Origin of the sequence: Arthrobacter sp. zg-Y916 (assembly GCF_020907385.1) — a bacterium.
Lineage (GTDB): Bacteria > Actinomycetota > Actinomycetes > Actinomycetales > Micrococcaceae > Arthrobacter_B > Arthrobacter_B caoxuetaonis.
Genome location: NZ_JAJJOD010000009.1, coordinates 81307 through 98367 on the forward strand (window position 1 = coordinate 81307; position 17061 = coordinate 98367).

The 17061-nt window shown below is 66.8% G+C and carries 17 protein-coding genes; 7 read left to right on the forward strand and 10 right to left on the reverse strand.

Going from position 1 to position 17061, the window contains the following annotated elements; translation table 11 throughout:
- Positions 1 to 7: 7 nt before the first annotated feature.
- The 7 genes from LOC59_RS13760 to LOC59_RS13790 all read right to left on the reverse strand — a co-directional run bounded on the left by LOC59_RS13760 (position 8) and on the right by LOC59_RS13790 (position 8243).
- Entirely contained in the window at positions 8 to 1456 is a 1449-nt protein-coding gene (locus LOC59_RS13760) for an AAA family ATPase (RefSeq protein WP_227896105.1), read from the reverse strand.
- 48 nt (positions 1457 to 1504) lie between these two features.
- Entirely contained in the window at positions 1505 to 3073 is a 1569-nt protein-coding gene (locus LOC59_RS13765; protein ID WP_229972639.1) for an acyl-CoA synthetase, read from the reverse strand.
- Between the two features lie 27 nt (positions 3074 to 3100).
- Entirely contained in the window at positions 3101 to 3556 is a 456-nt protein-coding gene (locus LOC59_RS13770) for a MaoC family dehydratase (protein ID WP_227893939.1), read from the reverse strand.
- 35 nt (positions 3557 to 3591) lie between these two features.
- Positions 3592 to 4785 carry an acyl-CoA dehydrogenase family protein gene (locus tag LOC59_RS13775; RefSeq protein ID WP_229972641.1) on the reverse strand — a complete coding sequence of 398 codons (1194 nt, stop codon included), beginning with the start codon at positions 4783 to 4785 and terminating at the stop codon, positions 3592 to 3594.
- On the reverse strand, positions 4782 to 5675 hold the full coding sequence (locus tag LOC59_RS13780) for an amidohydrolase family protein (RefSeq protein WP_227896108.1): 894 nt from the start codon (positions 5673 to 5675) through the stop codon (positions 4782 to 4784). The genes LOC59_RS13775 and LOC59_RS13780 overlap by 4 nt, the downstream gene beginning before the upstream one ends.
- Before the next feature lie 2 nt (positions 5676 to 5677).
- Positions 5678 to 6604 (reverse strand): SDR family NAD(P)-dependent oxidoreductase, encoded by a 927-nt coding sequence (locus LOC59_RS13785; protein ID WP_229972643.1) that lies wholly within the window; start codon positions 6602 to 6604, stop codon positions 5678 to 5680.
- Between the two features lie 160 nt (positions 6605 to 6764).
- A complete protein-coding gene (locus tag LOC59_RS13790) occupies positions 6765 to 8243 on the reverse strand; it encodes a SulP family inorganic anion transporter (RefSeq protein WP_229972645.1) in 1479 nt (492 codons plus the stop codon).
- Between the two features lie 183 nt (positions 8244 to 8426).
- Between LOC59_RS13790 and LOC59_RS13795 the strand changes: the two genes are divergently transcribed.
- Entirely contained in the window at positions 8427 to 9005 is a 579-nt protein-coding gene (locus LOC59_RS13795; RefSeq protein ID WP_229972647.1) for a GNAT family N-acetyltransferase, read from the forward strand.
- A 146-nt stretch (positions 9006 to 9151) separates the two neighbouring features.
- Positions 9152 to 10042 (forward strand): dihydrodipicolinate synthase family protein, encoded by an 891-nt coding sequence (locus LOC59_RS13800; RefSeq protein ID WP_229972649.1) that lies wholly within the window; start codon positions 9152 to 9154, stop codon positions 10040 to 10042.
- Positions 10043 to 10212: 170 nt separating this feature from the next.
- Here the strand turns inward: LOC59_RS13800 and LOC59_RS13805 are convergent, their stop codons facing one another.
- Complete coding sequence (locus tag LOC59_RS13805; RefSeq protein ID WP_227896366.1) at positions 10213 to 10692, reverse strand: CinA family protein; 480 nt, start codon at positions 10690 to 10692, stop codon at positions 10213 to 10215.
- Between the two features lie 122 nt (positions 10693 to 10814).
- Between LOC59_RS13805 and LOC59_RS13810 the strand changes: the two genes are divergently transcribed.
- From LOC59_RS13810 to LOC59_RS13825, 4 genes are read left to right on the forward strand one after another with little or no spacing between them, the layout of a single operon-like run.
- Positions 10815 to 11927: a glycosyltransferase family 1 protein gene (locus LOC59_RS13810; RefSeq protein WP_229972651.1), complete on the forward strand. Its 1113-nt coding sequence runs from the start codon at positions 10815 to 10817 to the stop codon at positions 11925 to 11927.
- Complete coding sequence (locus tag LOC59_RS13815) at positions 11924 to 12991, forward strand: glycosyltransferase (RefSeq protein WP_227915960.1); 1068 nt, start codon at positions 11924 to 11926, stop codon at positions 12989 to 12991. The genes LOC59_RS13810 and LOC59_RS13815 overlap by 4 nt, the downstream gene beginning before the upstream one ends.
- Positions 12988 to 14022 carry a glycosyltransferase gene (locus LOC59_RS13820; RefSeq protein WP_229972653.1) on the forward strand — a complete coding sequence of 345 codons (1035 nt, stop codon included), beginning with the start codon at positions 12988 to 12990 and terminating at the stop codon, positions 14020 to 14022. Before LOC59_RS13815 ends, LOC59_RS13820 begins: the two co-directional genes overlap by 4 nt.
- Positions 14019 to 14867: a glycosyltransferase family 2 protein gene (locus tag LOC59_RS13825; RefSeq protein WP_229972655.1), complete on the forward strand. Its 849-nt coding sequence runs from the start codon at positions 14019 to 14021 to the stop codon at positions 14865 to 14867. The genes LOC59_RS13820 and LOC59_RS13825 overlap by 4 nt, the downstream gene beginning before the upstream one ends.
- Here the strand turns inward: LOC59_RS13825 and LOC59_RS13830 are convergent.
- Positions 14839 to 15426 (reverse strand): hypothetical protein, encoded by a 588-nt coding sequence (locus LOC59_RS13830; protein ID WP_227915955.1) that lies wholly within the window; start codon positions 15424 to 15426, stop codon positions 14839 to 14841. The two genes, LOC59_RS13825 and LOC59_RS13830, sit on opposite strands and share 29 nt — an antisense overlap.
- The gene (locus tag LOC59_RS13835; RefSeq protein WP_229972656.1) at positions 15357 to 15902 is read right to left on the reverse strand and encodes a glycosyltransferase family 2 protein; all 546 of its coding nucleotides are present in this window, start codon (positions 15900 to 15902) and stop codon (positions 15357 to 15359) included. Before LOC59_RS13835 ends, LOC59_RS13830 begins: the two co-directional genes overlap by 70 nt.
- A gap of 160 nt (positions 15903 to 16062) precedes the next feature.
- Here LOC59_RS13835 and LOC59_RS13840 point away from each other — a divergent pair, with 160 nt between their 5' ends.
- Positions 16063 to 16944, forward strand: coding sequence for a manganese catalase family protein (locus tag LOC59_RS13840; protein ID WP_227896372.1), 882 nt, complete (start codon positions 16063 to 16065; stop codon positions 16942 to 16944).
- Positions 16945 to 17061: the final 117 nt, after the last annotated feature.

Below are 17061 nucleotides of genomic sequence, written 5' to 3' on the forward strand. Positions count from 1 at the left end.
TGCGGCCCTAGAGCCAGGCGATTCCCGGTGCAGGAGCTCCCCGTCCGTCGCCGGCGTCCCCGTTCGCAGTGAAGCCGGCAGTCGGATCCGCTCCGCCCAGCAGTGAGCGGGTCATGGCTTCACGCTGTCCGGAGAGATCCTCCGCGGCCGCGAGCAGATGGACATCGCCGGGATCCTCGCCGGCCTCCGCTGCCGCCAGGATTGCCCGGCGCACCAGCTCCCGCGCGAACGACGCCGTCGCGCCGTCCGCCTGCTCCGCCACCGCAGCCAGCGCCGCCGCGGAAAACACTCCGGCCGGAGCGTAAAGCTCCATGAGCCGGACCCGGTCCCCTGCGTCCGGCAACGGAATTTCGACGGCAAGGTCCACCCGTCCGGGACGCTGGGCAAGGGCAGGCTCCAGGACGTCCACCCGGTTGGTGGTCATGACAAAGGCAATATCGGCGTCGGCATCGAGCCCGTCCAGGGCGTCAAGGACCTGGAAGAGCAGCGGCTGCGGGCCGTGGCCCATGTTCCGGTCTTCGGCCACCAGGTCAATGTCTTCGAGGACCACCAGGGACGGAGCCATGGCCCGGGCAAGGCTCGCCGCCTGGGAGATCGCCCCCAGCGAAGCGCCGGTGAGCAGGACCGCCGTCGTGCCCGGACTTTCACTGAGCAGGTGCCGTACAGTGTGCGTTTTACCCGTTCCGGGCGGACCGTAGAGCAGGACCCCGCGTTTGAGGTGCTGGCCGGCGGCCTGCAGGCGGCCGCGGTGCCCGGCGATGCCCAGGACGTGGCTGCGGACCCGCTCGAGCACACCGTCGGGCAGGATCACTTTCTCCCGCGGCAGCGAAGGACGTGTCAGGAAGTTCACCCCGGCACCGCCCGGTCCGTAGGGATCGAAGCCGAGCGAGATGACCTGTCCGCGCAGGATGCTGTGGACCCGCAGGTGTTCCTGGACTGCTGCCAGGACGGCCGCCGCCACTGGACGTTCTGCGGCCATGACCGCCAGCTGCACGTCAGGGCTGCCCGTCTGCGGGTCACCGTTCCGCTGCAGGACGGCCACCGGCACCCCGTCGTGGCGGAACAGCCGGATTCCCAATCCGACCGCTTCCCGGCTGCTGTCTGGCCCGACGGCAATGTTGACGAAGTCCGGCTGGCCAACCGGGATATAACCGTAGCCCTCCTCCTGCACAATGTCGGAGAGACCCAGGTGCTGGCGCTGCTGTCCCCCGCCCAGGCCGATCAGCGTGTTCCCGGGGTCCTCCCCCGCGATCTGCTCCATGGCGATGTCCACGTCGGCGAAGCGGTGGAACGGGATCGCTTCCACGACGATCGGCACGTCCTGGGCCGGCAGCCCGAGGTAGGCACTGAGGGCATCCCGCAGCCGCGGCCGGGTCGAGGACGCGGCACGGTGCTGCTGGGCCAGTTCAACGGCGGCGTTGAAACTGGCCAGGAAGTCCGCGAGGTTTTTCTCCATGGCGCCAGACACTATCAGCGCAGGCGGCCTCCGGCCTGCTGTTTGGAGTCAGGCTCTCAGCGCGTTCTGCCGCAGGTCCGCCTTGCGGATCTTGCCGCTGGCAGTGGTGGGCAGGGACTCGCGGAACTCCACGGATTTCGGGACCTTGTAGCGGGCCAGTTTCCCTTCGAGGTGGTCCAGGACCGCCTTCTCATCGAGTTCTGCGCCTTCCGCGCGGACGATCACCGCGTGCGGCACTTCCCCCCAGCGCTCGTCCGGGACGCCGATCACTGCAACGGCGGAGACCTCCCGCAGCTCCATGATCAGCTGTTCCACCTGGGCCGGGTAAACGTTCTCGCCGCCGGAAATAATCATGTCCTTGATCCGGTCTGAGATGTACAGGAAGCCGTCGTCGTCGAAGTAGCCCATATCCCCTGAATTGAACCAGGCGCCGTCGGAGAAGGCCGCCGATGTGGCGTCCGGGCGGTTCCAGTACTCGCGGATCACATTGCCGCCGCGGATCTGGATTTCACCCACTTCCCCAGGGCCGGCCGGGGCTTCCCCGCTTCCGGCGATCCGGACATCGGTGAAGAAGTGCGGCAGTCCGGCAGATCCGGCCTTGGCCCGTGAATACCTGGCCGGCAGCGCAGTCGCACCGGGCGAGGTTTCGGTCATCCCGTAGCCGCCCGAGAAGGACAGGCCCCGCTCTTCATAGGCATCGAGCACACGCGCCGGGACGGGTGAGCCGCCGCAGGTGAGCATGCGGAGGCTTGAGAGGTCCGTTGACTCCCAGCCGGGATGTTCGGCCAGCATCTGGTAGGTAGTGGGAACCCCGGAAAGTGAGGTGATCCGGTGTTCCTCGATCGCGGCGAGGGTCGCACCGGGTTCGAACCTGCTGTGAAGAACGAGTTTCCCGCCCTTGAGCAGCACCGGCAGGGCGCCCATGCCCAGGGAGGCGACGTGGAACAGCGGGGCGATCATCAGGGCAACGGTTTCGGAGCTGACGTCGTAGTCGACCAGTACGTTCACGCTGTTCCACGTCATGTTTCCATGGGTGAGCAGCGCACCCTTGGGGTTTCCGGTGGTGCCTGACGTGTACAGAATGACGGCGGGGTCCTCAAGACCGACCTCCACATCCCGCGGCTCAGCGTCGGCATCCTGCAGCACAGCCTCATAGGGCTCTGCCGCAGGAGCGCCGGACACTGTTTCCGTCCCGGCCGGGGACGCCGCCGGGCCGGCCTCCGGGGCCACCATCAGCCGGTGCGTTACCGGAGAATCCGTGCAGCCAAGGACCGCAAGTGAATCAAGTTCCGCCGCATGGATCAGCACGGTGCTCCCGGAATCCTGGAGCGCGAACCGAACTTCCGGCGGGGCCAGACGGGTGTTCAGGGGCACGAACACCGCGCCCAGGGAACCCGCCGCAAAGAGCGACTCAAGGAACGCCGGGTGGTTGTTGCCCAGGTAGGCGACCCGGCTGCCCGGCGAAACGCCGCGGGCTGCCAATGCGCTGGCCAGACGTTCGATCCGCTCGGCCAGCTGGTCGTACGTCAGCTCAATTCCGGCCCCGGCCACGGCCGTAACACCGGCGGACTTCACCCGGCGGCGGTGGATCCAGGATCCCAGTCCCTCGTTTCGCATCTGCTCGCTCCCTTTCCGGGCGTCCGGCTAGGCGTAGAAACGGGCCAGGAATTCAGCGACGACGGCGGGACGCTCCTCGCCTTCGATCTCGATGGTGTTGGACGTCTTGATCTGCACGCCGCCCTTCACCTCGGTGACCTCCGCGATCACAGAGTGCAGCCGGACCTTGGAGCCCACCTTCACCGGGTTCGTGAACCGGACCCGGTCCAGGCCGTAATTGACCTTGGTCTTCACGCCGTCCACGTCAAAGAGGGCACTCCACAGCGGAATGATCAGGGACAGGGTCAGGAACCCGTGGGCAATCGGAGCTCCGAAGGGCCCGTCCTTGGCCTTCTCCGGATCGGTATGGATCCACTGGTGGTCATCGGTCGCGTCGGCAAAGGTGTTGATCTGGTCCTGGGTGATCTCGATGTAATCGGTGTAGCCCAGGTCCTTGCCGACCAGTGAGGGAAGTTCTTCGAGGGTGACAACGGTAGCGCTCATGTTCTTTTTCCTTCGGTTTGCAGGGAATGAATGGGTTAGCGGAAGGCGCCGGTGCCGGCGATCGAGCGCCCGACAATCAGGGCGTTGATGTCGTGGGTGCCTTCGTAGGAATAGACGGCCTCAGCATCGGCATGGAAACGGGCGACGCCGGTGTCCAGGGTGATCCCGTTGCCTCCGACCACTTCGCGCGCCAGGGCGACGGTCTCCCGGAGCGAGGTGCAGGTGAACATCTTCGCCAGTGCGGAATCCTCGTCCCGGAAGATGCCTTCTTCCTGGCGCTGGGTCAGCCGGACGACCATGCCCAGTGACGCCGTCAGGTTGGCCAGCATGGTGGCGAGCTTCTGCTGCGTGAGCTGGAAAGAGGCAAGCGGGCGGCCGAACTGTTCCCGTTCCAAGGTGTAGCGCACGGCCGCCTCATAGGCGCCCGCCTGCATGCCGGCGGCGATCCAGGCGACGTCGGAGCGCAGCCGGCGCATCAGCGCGGCCACGTCCTTGAACGAGTTGATGTTCGCCAGCCGCGCCGAGTCCGGAACCCGGACGGAGCGCAGTTCAATGTCGGCGTTCTGCATCATTCGCAGGGAGGTCTTGCGCAGGATCTTGGTCAGGGTCACACCCGGCGCTTCGCGCGGCACGAGGAAGGCCTTGACCTGTCCGTCTGCCTCGTCCCGGGCGAAGACGGCAAGCACGTCCGCCGTAGCGGCGCCGCCGATCCAGCGCTTGGCGCCGTCGATGATCCACTCATCGCCGTCGCGCCGGGCCGAAGTTGCCAGTCCGCCGGCAATGTCCGAGCCGTGCTCCGGTTCGGTCAGCGCGAAGACGCCAGTGAGCTCGAAGGACCGGATTTTCGGGTCCAGTTCCGCGGCCTGCTCGGCGCTGCCGCCGTGCAGCACGGTGGAGCGGAACAGTCCGGACTGCGCGTTGTAGAACGTAGCCACGGAAGCATCCGTGCGGGCCAGCTCAAAGTTGCGGAAGCCGCCGTACAGGCCGGACGTGCGCCCCTGGCTGTCGGCGACGCCGTCGGGCGCCATCAGGTTCAGGTCCACGAGCGGCTGGCGAATTTGGTACGGGAACTCACCGGCTTCCCAGTAGTCCGCCAGCAGCGGGGCCACCTGGGAGTCCAGGACAGCGCGCAGCTTTCCCAGTACTTCCTGTTCGGCACCGCTGAGCAGGTCGGAGTAGCCGTACCGGTCCGCGGCGTACAGGGGTTCTGTAGTTCCTGCGGTGCTCATGAGCCCAGGCCCAGCAGCCGGACGGCGTTTTCCTTCAGGATCTTGGGCCGCACCTCGTCCTTCAACGGCAGGTCCTCGAAGGCACGCATCCACTTCTGCGGAGTGATCAGCGGGTAGTCGGTGCCGAAGAGCACCTTGTCCTGCAGGACGGAGTTGGAGAGCTTCACCAGCGACTCCGGGAAGTACTTGGGCGACCAGCCGGACAGGTCGATGAAGACGTTCGACTTGTGGGTGGCGATCGAGTTGGCTTCGTCCTGCCACGGCACCGACGGGTGCGCCATGATGATCTGGAACCCGGGGAAATCCGCGGCGACATCATCCAGCAGCAGCGGGTTCGAGTAGCCCAGCTTGATTCCGGACCCGCCGGGGGTGCCGGCGCCCATGCCGTTCTGCCCGGTATGGAAGACCGCAGGCAGGCCGAGCTGCTCCAGGGCTTCCCACAGCGGGTAATAGCGTTCGTCCGACGGGTTGAAGCCCTGCAGGCTGGGGTGGAACTTGAACCCGCGGACCCCGTAGTCCTCGGCCAGCAGTTTCGCCCGGTCGATGGCTTCCGCACCGGTGAGCGGATCCACCGATCCAAACGGGATCAGCACGTCGTTGTTCCGGGCCGCGCCCTCGGCGATGTCTTCGATGCTGTTCGGCTCGTGCTTCAACCGCGTCCGGGCGTCCACCGTGAAGACCACGGCGGCCATGTTCAGCTCGCGGTAGGTCGCCGCGATGTCATCGAGCGACGGCGTCCGTTCCTCGGTCTTGAAGTACTTGCTGGAGGCGTCCATCAGGTCCTGCGGCAGCGAGACGTGTCCGTGCCCGTCAATTTCGATATGCACATGCATGTCGATCGCGGTGAGCGAGTCAACGTCCAGGCCCAGCTCGTAGCGGGTGGGTGCCATGGCTACTTCGCCGCCGCTTCGGGCTGGAGCTCGGCGGGCAGCGGCGGGAACTTCTCCCCCACACTCTGCTGCTGCCCGGCGAACGGGAACGCCGACGCGAGATCCGCATAGGACCAGCCGCCGTCACGGTACTCAGTGGCCACAGCCTCAGGATGGGACCACAGCTGCAAACGGTCCCCGCCCACACCAATCGCCTGACCCGTGATCCCGGCAGCTTCCTCCGACGCCAGGAACGCCACCAGCCCGGCAACATCCTCCGCCGTACCAAAACCCAGGTCCTTGCGGAAGAAATCAGGCATCGCCTCACCGCGCTCGTCCGCTTCCACGGCGGCAGCGAAATACGGGACCGTCTTCGTCATCGCCGTCGCAGCCACCGGAATCACCGCATTGGCAGTCACACCGGCCTTCTTCATCTCCATCGCCCAGGTCCGCACCATGCCCACGATCCCGGCCTTCGCCGCAGCGTAGTTGGTCTGTCCGAAGTTTCCGCGCTGCCCGGTCGGGGAACCGATCGTGATGATCCGGCCGGCCACGCTGTGTTCCTTGAAGTAGGCGTAGGCCTCCCGCACACAGGTGAACGTCCCGCGCAGGTGCACGTTGATCACCAGGTCAAAGTCCTCATCGGTCATCTTCAGCAGCGACTTATCGCGCAGTACCCCGGCATTGGTCACCAGGATGTCCAGGCCGCCGAAGTTCTCCACCGCAGCATCCACCAGGGCCTTCGCCGTCTCGGTGGACCCCACCGGGGCAACAACAGCCACGGCACGCCCGCCGTCAGCCGTAATCACCGAGACTGCCTCCTCAGCCACAGAAGCATCGACGTCGTTCACCACCACAGCCGCACCCTGCCGGGCCAGCTCCCGGGCGTAAGCGAGGCCCAGCCCCCGCCCGCTGCCGGTAACAATCGCGACTTTGCCGTCCAGGGACATGATGACTCCTTCTTCCCGGCAGCACCGGGCTCCGTTGACCTGCTCTTTTGTTCCATCCTGACGGGAATGATTGAGAAAGTCAACGGTTGATTAAGGCACTCATTATGTTGCCGGTGGAGCGGGCTGGCTGCTGCCTTCGGCGGGGCTGGCTAAGCCAGAATTACGGCAGTTCGCCCGAAAGCCGGTCCTGCATGGAGAGCGAGGAGTCGTTCAGCCCGATGATCCGGACAGCTTTGCCCCGGCTGCGGTACTTCTCGGTGATCGCATCCAGCGCGGCGACAGTGGAGGCATCCCAGACGTGCGAAGCTCCCAGGTCGATCACAACGTCCGCCGGATCAAGGGCGTACTCGAACTGGGTGTAGAGGTCGTTGGAGGAGGCGAAGAACAGCTCACCGTGAACCGCGTAAGTGACCTTGGCGCCGTCGCCGTCCACCATGCGCTGCACGGTGACGAAGTGCGCCACGCGGCGGGCGAAAAGCACCATCGCAGCCAACACGCCTGCTCCGACGCCGATGGCGAGGTTATGCGTGAGCACCGTGGCCAGGACGGTGATGAGCATGACGGCGGTCTCCGACTTGGGCATCCGGCGCAGGGTGGACGGGCGGATGCTGTGCCAGTCGAAGGCCGCATAAGCCACGAAGATCATCACGGCGACGAGCGCAGCCATCGGAATCAGGGCCACGATGTCGCCGAGGACCACCACCAGGATGAGCAGGAAAACGCCGGCCAGGAACGTCGAGATCCGGGTGCGGGCGCCCGAGGCCTTGACATTCATCATGGTCTGGCCGACGACGGCGCAGCCGCCCATGCCGCCGAAGAATCCGGTAACGATGTTGGCGATGCCCTGCCCGGCGGCCTCCCGCGGCTTAGAGGACCGGGTGTCTGTGATGTCATCCACCAGCTTGGCGGTCAGCAGGGATTCGAGCAGTCCCACAAAGGCCATGGCCACGGCATAGGGAAGAATACGTTCGAGGGTTTCCAGGCTCAGCGGAACGTCCGGGAACAGCAGCGCGGGCAGCGAATTGGGAAGTTCACCCTTGTCCCCCACAGTCGGGATGTTCCAGCCGGCTGCCACCGCAGCAATTGTGAGGACCACAATCGCGACCAGCGGCGCGGGCACCGCCGTCGTCAGCCGCGGCAGGCCAAAGACGATCACCAGTCCGGCGGCGACAACCGGGTAGACCAGCCACGGCACCCCGGTCAGCTCCGGCAGCTGGGAGGAAAACACCAGGATGGCGAGGGCGTTGACGAATCCCACCATGACGGAGCGCGGGATGAAGCGCATCAGCTTCGCAACGCCTGCGAGGGCCAGCAGGATCTGCAGGACACCGGCCAGGATTACCGTGGGCACGAGGTACTCGACGCCGTAGTTGGCCACCACGGGCGCGATCACGAGGGCGACGGCCCCGGTGGCAGCGGAGATCATCGCCGGCCTGCCGCCTACGAACGCAATGGTTACGGCCATGGTGAAGGAAGCGAACAGGCCCATGCGCGGGTCGACGCCAGCGATCACCGAGAACGCAATGGCTTCCGGAATGAGCGCCAGTGCGACGACGAGTCCGGCCAGCACTTCGGTCTTCAGCAGGCGCGGCGAGCGCAGCGTGGTGAGGACCGTCTGCCGGGGTGCGGGAGCAGGCATTGGGGCTGGTGCCGGCGTTGGTATCGGAGCAGGAAAAGACAAGGCGGTTCCGTTCAGGTGCGGGGAAGTCCGGCGGCCGGGGCGGATTGCCGGGGCCGTTCATCGGATCCGGTTCCAGATTACCGCCGCGTGTTCTGAGTCCCTCTTCAGGCCCCGGCGGGCGGTCCGGCCAATAATGGGTCCATGCCCGATCCACTGCCGCCCTGGCCTCCCACCGCCCCCGCCTTCGGCCGTGTTTTACTGCGCCAGGTGACCGGCGCAGATGCCGGCATGGCCCGGGCGCTGGCTTCGGATCCCTATGTGACCGCCACCGGCACTCTTCCGCTGCACGCCAGTGAGCAGGAAGCGCTGGCCTGGGTAAAGCGCCAGCGGGGACGTCACCGCGAAGGCAGAGGGTTCTCCTTCACCATTGAAGAGCAGGCATCCGGCCTTTCGGTTGGACATTGCGGCCTGTGGCTGCAGCATCTCACGGACGGATACGCGAGCGCGGGCTACGCCGTCGCCCCTGAATTCCGTGGGAGAGGTTTCGCCGCCGAGGCCCTGGCTGCGCTGACTGCCTTCGGCTGGTCCCTGGCCGGTCTCGAGCGGATCGAGCTGTTTATTGAGCCCTGGAATACCGCGTCGGTCCGAACCGCCGAGCGTGCCGGGTATGCCCCGGCGGGTGTGCGCCGGAATTATCCGCTGACCGGCGGCGAGCGGCGGGACATGCGGGTTTATGCCGCGCTGCGCCCTATGGGACCAGCCGCCGATAAGACACGGTAAGACCGTCAAAAGGCCCTCGCCAGCCAGGTGCGGCCGCGTCACAAAGATTGCGGTCCACGACCGGAACGCCGAGGTCTGGGAACATAGCCGAATACTCATGCGCAGCGGAAAAGCGTGTTCCCTGCGGGCACCGGAAGGAACGTGGTTTGTTTACCGGACTCAGTGCTTTTCCCCTGACACCGATGCAGGACGACGCCGTGGACGAGGCAGCATTTGCCTGCCTGGTGGAACGGCTGGCTGCCTCGGACGTGGATTCGATCGCGGTGCTGGGCTCCACCGGGTCCTACGCCTATCTGAGCCCCGTGGAACGCCGGCGCGTTGTGCAGCTGGCCGCTGCGAACACCGGCTCGAAGCCGCTGATCGTGGGCGTCGGTGCCCTCCGCACCTCCGAGGTGCTGGCAAATGTGCGGGCCGCCGAAGATTCCGGGGCCGCAGGGATCCTGCTTGCCCCGGTGAGTTACCAGGCCCTGACGGACGGCGACGTTTATGGCCTGTTCCGCGACGTCACCGACGCCACGGACCTGCCGGTCATCATTTACGACAACCCCGGCACGACGCATTTCACCTTCAGCACTGAGCTGTACGGACAGATCGCGGCACTGCCCGGCATCGCCTCGATCAAGATCCCCCCGGTTACCGCCGCGGCCGCAGCAGGGCGGGTCAGCGCCGTCCGTGCGGTTATCCCGGACCACGTCACCATCGGAATCTCAGGCGATGCGGCTGCTGCGGACGGGCTGAACGCCGGCTGCGACGCCTGGTACTCCGCCGTGGCCGGCACCCTCCCCGAACCGGCGCTGGCGATCCTGCGCGCCGCCCGCGAGGGCAGGCCGCACGACGCCGCCGCTGAGTCTGCCCGGCTGGCGCCGCTTTGGGAGCTCTTTGCCGAACACGGCAGCCTGCGGGTCATCGCCGCCGTAGCTGAGCATCTGGGCCTCGCCCCGCGGAAGTGCCTGCCCCGCCCGCTGCGCGGACTGGACGCTGAGGACCGCAGGCGGGTGGCCGGCGTCGCCGATGCCCTGGGGTTCACCGCCGGGTAGGGCAGGGTAGGCAGGGCAAACGGTGGACCGCAGCGGGCACAGCCGACGCAGAACGGGAACGAATTAGTCAGCTGCGGGGCGGCGAGGCGCATCAGAGGGCTGCAAGACGCTTTCGGTGGACCGAACTGTAACCCTTACGGGCCCTGCCCCGTGCCCACCCGGGTGGCCGGTTATGCCCGGCGTGCCAGGTCGTACAGCTGCCGCAGGGCCGCAGCCTCGGTCTGCTCCAACACCTTGGCCGGATCGCCCTCGAAGGAATGCCGGGCATGGCCGGTTTCTCCCCGGAGGCTCCAGCCAATGTAGACGGTTCCCGCCGGCTGGCCCTCGAGCGGACCGGGACCGCCCGCACCGGTGGTGGAAATGGTCAGGTCGGCATCGAAGAGCTTTGCTGCACCAGCTGCCATCTCTTCGGCGCACCGGGCGCTCACGACCGGACCAGCACTGACGCCAAGCACTGCGTGTTTAATTTCCGTCATGTAGGCGACGATCCCCCCGCTCAACCACGAACCCGTGTCCCCGCCTTTTCCAAGCACGCCAGTGAGGTTTCCGCAGGTCAGGGACTCTGCGAGCGCGACCGTCAAACCTGCGCGGGTGACCTCTTCTGCGACGAGGTCCGGGAGTTGATTCAGAGGCTCAGTTCCGGCATCCATAAAGGCCTTTTGCCACCTTTCTGCGTTCTTATGCTATTGATTACTAACGGTACTTACTATTTCATCACGCGCGGCTCCGGTGCTTTGACGGCCCGCCGCCACAACACGAACGGGGGTCCGATGTGAGGGCGCGAGAATCCATCCGGGTCGCCAGTGTTCCTTCCGGTCACGTGTATATCCGCCACCTGGCTCCGCTTCCCGGTCCGGCCGGGGAACTTCCCGCCGTCGTCCGCCTCCCGGACCCGGACCCCGACTCTCCGGACCGCGCAGCCACGGAGAAGTGGTGGCCGCCGGTGATGCTCCATGCCGGCTGGATCGAGGAAAATGCCTCATCGTTCGACGTTTTCCACATCCACTTTGGGTTCGACGCCCAGGATCCGCGGGACCTCCAGGAAGCGGTCAGCGCCCTGAAGCGCCACGGCAAGCCGCTGGTGTACACGGTGCATGACCTGCGCAATCCCCACCACGAGTCGCCCGCAGCCCATGATGCCCACCTTGATGTCCTGATCCCTGCCGCTGACGAGCTCATCACCCTCACCGCGGGCGCAGCCGCGGAAATCGAACGCCGCTGGGGCCGGTTGGCCCGGGTTCTCCCGCATCCCCACGTCGTCGAACTTGAGACCATGGCCGGTTTTGCCCGTCCCCACAAAGCCAACGGGCCTTTCCGGGTAGGTGTACACGTTAAGAGCCTGCGGGCGAGTATGGAACCGCTGCCGGTCATCCGTGCCCTGCTGGAAGCCGCACGCGAGGACGGCTCCATGGTGGTGCAGGTCAACGGGCACTGCGATGTGCTGCAGCCCGACGGCGCCCGGTACAACGCCGAGCTGGCGCAGTTCCTGCGGGACCATTCGGGATCCGGCGAGCTGGAGGTGAAGATCCACGACTTCCTGCCCGACGACGAGCTGTGGGAATATCTCTCCGGCCTGGACCTGTCAGTACTGCCGTACCGCTTCGGCACGCACTCCGGCTGGCTTGAAGCCTGCCGGGACCTGGGCACAGCCGTTGCCGCTCCGGACTGCGGTTTCTACGCGGACCAGGGGCCGGTCTTCAGCTATTGCCACAATGAGGCCGGGCTGGACGCTGCGTCTCTGAAGGCCGCCGTCCTGGCAGCCCGCGGCGCCGGGCCTCCGAACCCGCTTACCGTAGCTGACCGCGCCCGGCAGCGGGACACAATCGCGCGGGCCCACGCAGAGCTGTACGCGTCACTGCTGGACCGCATCGGGGTGCTGCAGTGAGACTGTGCATCGTCGGACCGTCCCGCTTCCCGATCAGTGAACCGTTTGCCGGCGGTCTCGAGGCACACACCCATGCGCTGGTCTCGGCGCTGCGCTCCCGGGGGCACGACATCACGCTCTTTGCGGCCGCCGGATCTGACCCGGACCTGCAGGTGGAGTTCCTTGAGGTGCCCGCGTTCGAAATGAGTGCAGCCGCCCGGAACGACGTCGGAGCACTGCCGGAACAGTGGATGGCAGAGCACCACGCCTACCTCTCGCTCATGCTCGACCTCGCCGAGCACGGACACCACAGGTACGACGCCGTCCTGAACACGAGCATCCATCACCTGCCCGTTGCGATGTCACGGATGCTGCACGTTCCGCTGGTGACTATCCTGCACACCCCTCCCGTGGGCTGGATCGAGTCGGCCATCCGGGTGCGCGGTGACCTGACCCGTTTCATCGCTGTCAGCAACCACACCCGCAACGCGTGGGCGCCGCTGGTCGAATCCACGGCCATCCTCAACGGCGTGGATACCCGCAAGTGGGAGCAGGGGCCAGGCGGCGGAGCGCCGATCTGGTTTGGACGCATCGTTCCCGAAAAGGGCACGGCCCTTGCCATACGCGCCGCGAAACTGGCGGGGATGCCGCTGGATCTCGCCGGACCGGTCTTCGACCGCGCCTACTTTGAATCCGAGATAGAGCCGCAGCTGGACGGCAGCATCCGGTATCTGGGCCACCTCGACCACGTCCAGCTCCGCCGCGCCGTCCGGAACGCCTGCGCAGCGCTGGTGACTCCGCGCTGGGATGAGCCCTACGGATTGGTGGCCGCTGAAGCGCTGGCCGCCGGCACGCCGGTTGCCGCTTTCGAACGCGGAGCACTCCCGGAGATCCTGACGGAGGACTGCGGGCGCCTGGCCCCGCCGGACGACGTCGACGCCCTGGCTTCCGGCCTCCGCGAGGCAGCCGGACTGGACCGCGGGGCTGCCCGCCGCCGGGCCGAGGCGTTCTGCTCCCACGACCGGATGGTGGATGAATACGAGTCCCTGCTCCTGGCGGCGGGGAGCCAGACGGTGGCCGCATGATCGGGTATTACATCCACCACCAGGGCATGGGCCACCTGCGCCGGGCGCAGGCAATCGCTGCCGAACTTCCAGCCGGGAGTGTCACCGGACTGTCCTCGCTGCCGTGCCCCGCCGACTGGGACGGACCCTGGATCCGGCTGGAGCGCGATGACCTCAGTCCCGGCCCGCAGGCGGTTGATGCGAACGGCCAGCTGCACTGGGTCCCGGTCCACGACGCCGGCCTTCGGGAGCGCATGGGCCAGCTCTCTGCCTGGATCCGCCGTGCAGAGCCGTCCGTGCTGGTTGCGGACGTCTCCGTGGAAGTGGCCGTGCTCGCCCGCCTGCACGGCGTGCCCGTTGTCTCCGTTGCACTGCCCGGAGTCCGCGAAGACCCCGCGCATACGCTCGGCTTCGGTGTCTCCGACGCCCTGATCTCCGCCTGGCCGCGCCAGGCCACGGGCATGCTGTACACCGGGGATCCCGAACTGGCTGCCCGGGTAACACCGGTCGGCGCGATTTCCGGCCACCCCGTGACGGAGGGCCGTCCGCCCGGACCGGTCACCCGTGTGGTTGTGCTCGGCGGCGCCGGCGGCGGAGGAATGAGCGACGCCGACATCCAGTCCGCGCGGGCGCAGACACCCGGCGTGGAATGGGACGCGGTAGGAACCAACCCCGGCAACCGGACTGCCGATCCCCTGCCCCGGCTTCGCGCCGCTTCCCTGGTGGTAACGCACGCCGGCCAGGGCGCCGTCGCCGATGTGGCGGCCGCAGGCATTCCTGCCGTGATTGTTCCGCAGGAACGGCCGCACGAAGAACAATTCACCACCGCGCGGGTCCTTGGCTCAATGGCGGGAATTCCGGCCATCGTGACCTCTGCCTTCGCCCGGCAGGACTGGGCAAAAGTGCTCGCAGAAGCCGCTGCCTTGGATGGCCGGAACTGGTTCCTGTGGAATGACGGACGCGGCGCAGCACGGGCTGCTGCCATCATCTCCGCCGTCGCGGAAGGCATGGAGGCGGACCATGTGACCCTGCCGGCAGGGACCCGCACGTGAAAACCAGCGTCATCACCCTGGCCCACGGACGGCATGCCCACCTGGCTGCCCAGCAGCAGGCACTGCTCAGGTCCACCCGGCTCCCAGACGACTGCATCGTTGTGGCGATGGCGGACCCGGAGATTTCCGGCCGCTTCCCCGATCCGCTGCTTTCGGGAACGGTCATCGAGGTCCCCGCTTCCGGCTCTGCCCTTCCGCTCGCAGCTGCCCGGAACACAGGCGCCCGGGCGGCTTTGGACCGGGGCGCCGAGCTCCTGGTCTTTTTGGACGTGGACTGCCTGCCCGCCCCGGAACTTCTCGCCGGCTACGCATCGGCTGCGAGGGACGAAGCCGCAGCCGGCCGGATGCTCTGCGGACCGGTGACCTACCTGGATCCGCCGGGGCCGGCCGGCTACGACCTGGACGTGCTTGGCACTCTGGACGCACCCCATCCGGCCCGGCCGGCACCAGGTCCCGGGGAGATCGTTCCCGACGAGAACCCGGACTTGTTCTGGTCGCTCTCTTTTGCACTCACAGCCGCTGATTGGCACCGGATCGGCGGATTCTGCGAGGACTACACCGGCTACGGCGGAGAAGACACCGACTTTGCCCGGGTGGCACAGCGCCGAGGCATCGGGCTGGCCTGGATCGGGGCGGCGCGGGCCTATCACCAGTGGCATCCAACCCAGGATCCCCCCGTGCAGCATCTGGCCGACATTGTGCGAAACGCAAACCTCTTCCATGACCGCTGGGGCACCTGGCCCATGGGCGGCTGGCTGGAGGGATTCCGCAATCTGGGCCTGATGCGGGGTGGGACGGACGAGGTTCCCTGCACGCTCACGCAGCCGGCGCCGCACCCAGCCTGACCGGGGCAGCGGGGTCCCCAGCGCCAGTACGGCCGGACCGGACAGCCTGCCGGCCGGCAAACCGTCGCCGCAGGACGCCCCTGCTGTGTGCCGACGTCGTAATCCGTGCCCCTGCATAGGGGATACCTCCGGCGAGCCGGCAGACCAGCGCCGCCCAGATGCTCACCGACCTCTCCAGCAGCCAGACCGGAGCCCAGAGGGCGGACGACGGCGGGAACACCCGGGTGCCGCCGGCACGCCTCCTGCCCGCCTCGGCAATTCCGGCAGCCGTGGTGGCCGCGGCCAGCGGCAGCAACGGCCAGCGCCGGCGTCCGAGCAGCACTCCCGGCAGCAGGGATAGCTCCAGTGCCAGGCGTGCGGGCTGGGCGAAGTCGTCGTAAGCCTGGCGGACCCGCTGCCGAAGGAAGTGCCCGGCCGCGCAGGGTTTGCGGGGAATGAACAGCGACCGCGCCACGACTTCCCGGCCCCCCGCGGAGCGGACGGTCCTGATTAGCTCCAGATTCTCGAACAGGACGTCGCCGTCGTAGCCGTGCGTGGCCAGCAGCGCCGAACGCCGCACCCCAGCGTTCCGGGATAGTCTGCGCCCAGCGCCCGGTTCAGCAGGCTCCGTGCCGTATCCCAGCGGGCGTGCCAGGGCAGGTCGGAGAAGTTGTTTTGCGGCCGCACCACGTCTGCGGACTGCAGGAGGTCCGCGACCCGGCGGAAGGAATCCGCGGTGTACCGCACGTCGTCGTCGGCAATCACCAGAGTCTCGGTGCGGGCGTGCCCAATTCCGGTCAGCACTCCGGAAACCTTGCCGTTCAGGCAGGCGTATTCCGGGCGCAGGTGCACAACGCCGGCGGGAAGGAGCCGCGAATGTTCTGCGAACACCTCCGGCGGCGACCCGTCAACTACCAGCACGGCGGACCAGGACACCACCCGCTGAAGATACCCGGGCAGGTCGCCAAGTCCTCCGGCACGGCCACGTTTTAGCGGCAGGATGTATGTCGCTGACGGAGTTTCTGCGCTCCGATCCAGACCAAGCTGCTCAGTCATGCAGGGATTATAAACATGAATAAATAAGCCTGCTTAGCACTTCACATCCCGGCTCAAACTGGTTAGGTTCTTGGGCATGGATCCGTCGCTGCCGGTCCGAACCGAGCGGCCGGAGCGCCAATGGCGGTGGATCTTCCCCCAGTGTTTGGAGAGTGGAACCGTGTTTTTTCACAAACAGGAACTGCAGTTCAAAGCAACCCCGGACAACCCCGACGCCGTCTATGCCAGGAAGCTGCAGGAAGTGCTGGGCGGGCAGTACGGTGAGATCACAGTGGCCCTGCAGTACAGCTTCCAGGCGTGGAACACCCACATTCCGGGAAAGTACCGGGACCTGCTCTTTGGCATCGGCGCGGAAGAGTTCGGCCACGTCGAGATGCTCGCCACCATGATCGCCCAGCTCCTGGAAAAGGCCCCGCTGGGAATCACCGATGATGCCGTGCAGTCCGATCCGGCCATCGCCGCCGTCATCGGCGGCACCGACATGCAGCAGGCAATCGTTGCGGGTGCCGGAGCACGGCCTGTGGACAGCAACGGCAACCCCTGGCAGGGCAGCTACGTAACCGCCAGCGGCAACCTGCTCGCCGATTTCACGGCGAACGCCAACGCGGAAATGCAGGGACGCGTCCAGGTCGCCCGGCTCTACCATATGACCGACGACTCCGGTGTCCGTGACTTGCTTTCCTTCCTGCTGGCAAGGGACACCATGCACCAGAACCAGTGGCTCGCCGCTGCGCGCGAACTGCAGGAGGAGGGCGCGGAGTCACTGCCGGTGCCAAGCAACTTCCCGATCAACAAGGAAGAGCGCTCGGTCTCCTACCAGTACCTGAACTTCTCCGACGGGGCTGCCGCAGCAGAGGGCTCTTGGGCTTCCGGGCCGACGCCGGACGGCAAGGGAGAGTTCACCTACCACGACGGTCCCACCACCTCGGCACCGATGCCGCCGCCCACCCACCCGGATTCGCGGTTCTACGGCACCACGGAACTGCCGAACACGGTGGAAAAGGTTGCCGGCGCCGTCCAGGACAAGCTGCGCCGCGAGTAGGCACCTGAAAGAGATAAAGGGCGGGTGCCGGCCGAAGCCGGCACCCGCCCTCCCCTACTGCAAAAGCCGGCAGACGATCCTGCCGTGATTTTGCAGCGCATCAGCGCAGCGACGTCA